The sequence below is a fragment of the Pseudoalteromonas shioyasakiensis genome (assembly GCF_022398475.1).
In the GTDB taxonomy this organism is placed as follows: domain Bacteria; phylum Pseudomonadota; class Gammaproteobacteria; order Enterobacterales; family Alteromonadaceae; genus Pseudoalteromonas.
This window is the reverse complement of sequence record NZ_JAKEVM010000201.1, coordinates 1-5420: the sequence shown is the minus strand read 5'-3', so window position 1 is coordinate 5420 and position 5420 is coordinate 1. Positions and strand designations below refer to the sequence as shown.

Annotated in this window: 4 protein-coding genes; 1 reads left to right on the top strand and 3 read right to left on the bottom strand. The window is 40.6% G+C overall.

Features of this window, described 5'->3' with window-relative positions; genetic code table 11:
• Positions 1–196 precede the first annotated feature (196 nt).
• The 3 genes from rnd to L1D51_RS20260 all read right to left on the bottom strand — a co-directional run bounded on the left by rnd (position 197) and on the right by L1D51_RS20260 (position 4006).
• The gene (gene rnd / locus L1D51_RS20270; protein WP_054552031.1) at positions 197–1327 is read right to left on the bottom strand and encodes a ribonuclease D; all 1131 of its coding nucleotides are present in this window, start codon (positions 1325–1327) and stop codon (positions 197–199) included.
• A 48-nt stretch (positions 1328–1375) separates the two neighbouring features.
• Entirely contained in the window at positions 1376–3037 is a 1662-nt protein-coding gene (gene fadD, locus L1D51_RS20265) for a long-chain-fatty-acid--CoA ligase FadD (protein ID WP_239964661.1), read from the bottom strand.
• Positions 3038–3154: 117 nt separating this feature from the next.
• Positions 3155–4006: an alpha/beta fold hydrolase gene (locus tag L1D51_RS20260; RefSeq protein WP_239964660.1), complete on the bottom strand. Its 852-nt coding sequence runs from the start codon at positions 4004–4006 to the stop codon at positions 3155–3157.
• Positions 4007–4116: 110 nt separating this feature from the next.
• On the opposite strand from L1D51_RS20260, the gene L1D51_RS20255 reads away from it, so the two are divergent.
• On the top strand, positions 4117–5406 hold the full coding sequence (locus L1D51_RS20255) for an alkaline phosphatase (RefSeq protein WP_239964658.1): 1290 nt from the start codon (positions 4117–4119) through the stop codon (positions 5404–5406).
• The last annotated feature ends 14 nt before the right edge of the window (positions 5407–5420 follow it).

Sequence of the window (5420 nt, the reverse complement as noted above, 5' to 3'; positions counted from 1 at the left end):
GTTTTAATTGTGTGGTAATCATTGGTCATGGCTATTTTATATTCGCGCCATTTTATTATTTAACGTCGAAACAAAAACAACGACTTAAAAGATATGATAATAACTTACTGCATTGGTTAGAGGTTACGCGTAAACGCAGTAAGTTTCAGGGCTTTTAATGCAAGTCAAAGTATAAAAAGCCCTTTGAAATAGTTACTTAATTTTGCCACTCTTTAAGTACGTCTTTCACATACTCATAGCGCCATGAGTTGAATAGATCTGGCTTTGATGCAGCTTTACGCTCATCTGCATCGAGCTTCCAATTCCAGCTGATCAGTTGGTTAATCTGTTTTTTAGAGGCCAATACATCTTCAGGAATACCCTGCTCTTTTGCAGCTTTGGTGATTTTTTGTTTAATATCTTTAGCGGCTTTTTTATATGCCGGAAAATCGATTAAACGTTTTAATTGTGCAGGTTGTTCGCTTACAGGAACGGCTTTACCACGCTCAATACATTTTAAAATTTCTACGCCCGAACGGTTCACTTCCATTGGCTCAACACCCGGCACTCTGCGTAACGCATTTAAACTTGCAGGCTTACGCTTAGCTATTTCAACCATGTTGTGCTCTTTTACCACAAAATTAAGCGCGAGGTTTTTGCGCTCTGCCTTTTCACGGCGCCATGCGGCAAGTTCGCGTAATACTGCTAAGTCGTGCGGTCGTAATTGCCAAGCATTTTTAATATCTTTATAAAGCTGATCTGCTGGTGGTTGGTAAGCACGTTTTTGCGCGACTAACTCGCTTTCGCTGATCACAATGTCAAAAAAGCCAGCTTCATCAATTTGTTTTTTAATAATTTCAAAACAAGGCAGTAAGTGGTACGTATCTGCAGCGGCATAATCTAGCTGCTTTTCTGTGAGTGGGCGCTGTAGCCAGTTAGTGCGTGATTCACTTTTATCAATTTCGATATCAAGCAACTCTTTAACCATGTGGGCAAAGCCCATGCAGTTTCCATGACCTAGTATTTGTAGAGCAAACTGGGTATCAAACAGCGGTGTTGGTACAAAGCCAGCGTATTTTTGAAACACTTCAATATCTTCTGACGGTGAATGCAATACTTTTAACACCTCTGGGTTTTTAAGTACTTGCCAAAAATCAAAAAGCGACAACTCAGCCAGTGGGTCGATTAACGCTAAATGCTCACCATCGTATACTTGAATAAGTGCAACTTCAGGGTAAAGCGTACGACGACGCATAAACTCGGTATCAATTGCCAGTACCGGTTTTCCTGTTATTTTTTCTACAAAATCATTTAATTGATTTTGCGTTTCGATCAGTTGATATTGCACTTATACCCCTTTCATTACCATAAAAAAGCCGGCTAATGCCGGCTTTAATTATTTTTGTTCGTCCTTTAAGGCTCTTCTTAGAATCTTACCAACGTTTGTTTTTGGTAGTTCATCTCTAAACTCAACGAGTTTAGGCACCTTATAGTTCGTTAAATTATCACGACAGTGCTTTATTATATCTTTTTCAGTTAAAGATTGATCTTTTTTCACGACAAAAACTTTAACTTGTTCACCACTGACCTCATGAGGAATACCGATAGCTGCTACTTCAAGCACGCCATCGTGCATAGCAACAACTTCTTCGATCTCATTTGGGAACACGTTGAAACCAGATACGATAATCATGTCTTTCTTACGATCAACAATGTAGAAGAAGCCTTCATCATCGTAAGTTGCAATATCACCTGTTGCAAACCAACCGTCTTTTAAGCACTCGGCTGTTGCATCTGGGCGGTTATAGTAACCTTGCATAACTTGTGGGCCTTTAACCCAAAGCTCGCCTGGCTCACCTTTTGCTGCTTCTTCACCATTTTCAAGCATAAGCTTAATTTCAGTGCTAGGAGCAGGTAAACCAATTGAACCGTTATAACCTTCAAGGTCGTAAGGGCTAACAGTTACAAGTGGTGCACACTCAGTTAGGCCATAACCTTCCATTAATTTTGTTTTCGTTACAGCTTGCCATTTTTCAGCAACTGGACGCTGTACCGCCATACCACCGCCAAGTGACATTTTTAAGCTTGAGAAATCAAGTTCAGCAAAACCTGGGGTATTTAATAAACCGTTGAATAAGGTATTTACACCCGTTACTGCAGTAAATTTGTGTTGTGCTAACTCTTTTACAAAGCCAGGCATATCACGAGGGTTTGTAATAAGTACGTTTAAACCACCGTATTTCATAAATGTTAGGCAGTTCGCTGTCAGAGCAAAGATGTGGTAAAGCGGCAGTGCCGTAATAACCACTTCTTTTCCGCGCTCTAATACTTTGTCTAAACAACCTGAAACTTGTTCAAGGTTACCAACCATGTTGCCATGCGATAGCATTGCACCTTTAGATACACCCGTTGTACCACCTGTGTATTGCAAGAATGCTAAGTCATTTAAATCAACCTCTGGCTTTTTGTAGCTCTCTTCGTTACCAGCAAGCGCATCTGCAAATTTGATTGCATTTGGCAATGTGTAGCTAGGCACCATTTTCTTAACGTGCTTAACCACAAAGTTAACGATGTGCTTTTTAAGGCCTCCCACCATATCACCCACTTGAGTAACCACGATGTGCTTAACGTTGGTTTTTGGTAATGCTTTTTCTAGGGTATCGGCAAAGTTAGCAAGAATGAAAATTGCTGATGACTCAGAGTCATTTAACTGATGCTCTAATTCACGCACGGTGTAAAGTGGGTTTACGTTTACCACTACACAGCCTGCACGAAGAATGCCTAAAATAGTCACAGGCGTTTGTAGTAGATTCGGCATCATCACCGCTACTTTATCGCCTTTTTTCAGACCAAGATCATTTTGAATGTACGACGCAACACGTTTTGTAGCACTGTCTAACTCACTATAGGTCAACACTTTACCCATGTTGGTAAAGGCTGGAAGGTCACTATAGTCAGCAAAACTTTTTTCAAACAAGTCGAGTAGCGAGTGATAATGCTCAGGGTCGATTGTTTCAGGCATACCTTCTGGGTAGCGTTTAAGCCAGATTTTTTCCACTCTTAGCTCCTGTTTATAATTATATTTTTTAATAACCTTAATCTAACTAAGGCCGTTTCTCAATGGAGTAAATACTCTAATGGTGCAGATAATCCCACATTTGGTGCAATTATACAATTAACTTGCTTTATACTGCCCAATAAATGCATGAATGTGCTCTAAGGTTAATGCAGGACTTTGCATATGGCAATGGTGACCTCCAGGTATCTCATGAATTTTTAACTCCTTGTAATATTTACCATATGCCTCTAGGTTATCTCTAACAAAAGGATAGCCCTTATCCCCTAGGATAAGCTGACATGGTGCGGTAATTTGTTTGATGCTTGCAATACATTGCGCCTCATCAAAGCGAAATCCTGAGTGATTTTTAAGCTTAGGATCGGTTGTTAAATACCACTTCCCTGCTTTTTCGTAACTATTTCGTGTCATTAAAAGCTCTGCTTGTGGGTATTCAAGGTCGCCACTTGCAAGCCTTGCACTAATAATGTGCGCTATTGAGTCAAATGCGCGAGGGCCTTTACTGTTTACCCGCGCTCTATTTAATATTGCTTTTCGAAGTTGGCTGCTCACTTCATTGCTGTTAGTTGTAACGCAGCCAATCCCCTCAATAAAGTTTACCGATGCGACCTTTTCAGGGAAGCAACTAGCAAAAACGCCAGCAACCATGGCGCCCATAGAATGGCCAACTAAATGCACTTTCGTTACATCAAGTGACTCAATAAACTTATAGACGTCATCAATGTAGTCAATAAAGTAATAATGAGCGTCACTGCTTCGCCAATCAGACAAACCATGGCCAGGAAAATCAAGACAATACCAACACTGATTTAGCTGCGCATTTTGTAACATAGGTATGTAACTATGTGCGTTATCAAGCCAACCATGTAAGGCAATCACAACCTCTTCGCCATGACCAAAGGTTAGGCCATGCATTGCCTGAGTGCCAGTTTGAAAAGAAAAAGGTTGCACAATTGCTCCTATTTATTAAGCGTTTCAACTTAAAGGCGTTTATTTATCGTCTGGCTAGTATACAATAATCCTCGCAGTATAAATAAGGGCACAATAATAAGGTTACATCAATGAAATTAAAATTAAGTCTTTTAGCATTATTATGCTCAGCAGGCTCAGTAATGGCTGAATCAGCACCAAAAAACATCATTTATATGATTGGTGATGGTATGGGCCCGGCGTACACAACTGCATATCGTTACTTTAAAGATGATCCAAATACTAAAGTTGTTGACCCAACTGTTTTCGATACTATTTTGCGTGGTATGGCACATACCTACCCTGACGATCATACCTATGTAACAGACAGCGCAGCAGGTGCAACAGCTCTAAGCAGTGGCCATAAAAGTTATAATGGCGCAATTGCCGTTGATACTGATAAAAAGCCAGTAAAAACTATGCTTGAGGTTGCTAAAGAGCGTGGCATGACAACAGCACTCGTAGCTACTTCGCAAATCAACCACGCTACACCAGCAAGCTTTGCTTCACACAACGAATCACGCCGTAACTACGACGAAATTGCTAACGACTATATCGATAACAAAATCGCGGGTAAATTACCGGTTGATTTAATGCTAGGTGGCGGCACGAAATATTATGTTCGTAAAGACCGTAATCTAGTGGAAGAGTTTAAAGCGGCTGGCTATCAGTACAGCGATGACTTCGCAGCAATGAATGACTTAAAGCAAGTTCCAGCGCTTGGTTTATTTGCTGAAGTCGGTTTACCGTTTGCGCTTGACGAAAATCCAACGCGCCTTACGCAAATGACAACTAAAGCGCTTGATTTACTTGATGGTCAAAACGACAAAGGTTTCTTTGTGATGATCGAAGGCAGCCAAATTGACTGGTGTGGTCATGCAAACGACATCGCATGCGCAATGGGCGAAATGGACGACTTTGCTAAATCGATTGAACAAGCAAAAGCGTATGTAGATAAAAACCCTGATACCCTGCTTGTTATCACCGCCGACCACTCAACAGGTGGATTAACACTTGGTGCTCATGGTCAATATAAGTGGGAAACAGACGTTGTTAAAGGTGTTAAAGCAACAGCTGGCACTATCACAAAAGATCTACTTGAAAGCGATGACTTAAAAGCAGTATGGCAAAAGTATTCTGATATCGAGTTTACTGATGCAAACAGCATTAAGCTTAGCCAAGCTAAGAAAATGGGCGAGAAAGCGTTACTACTTGCAGTAAAAGATATTATCAATCATGCCAGCTTCACAGGTTGGACTACTGGCGGCCACACCGCTATTGATGTACAAGTATTTGCCTATGGTAAACGTGCTGAAGATTTCTACGGTTCGCAAAACAATACTGCGATTGCCGACAAACTGATTGATTATATTAAACAGTAATTTATATTGAATAC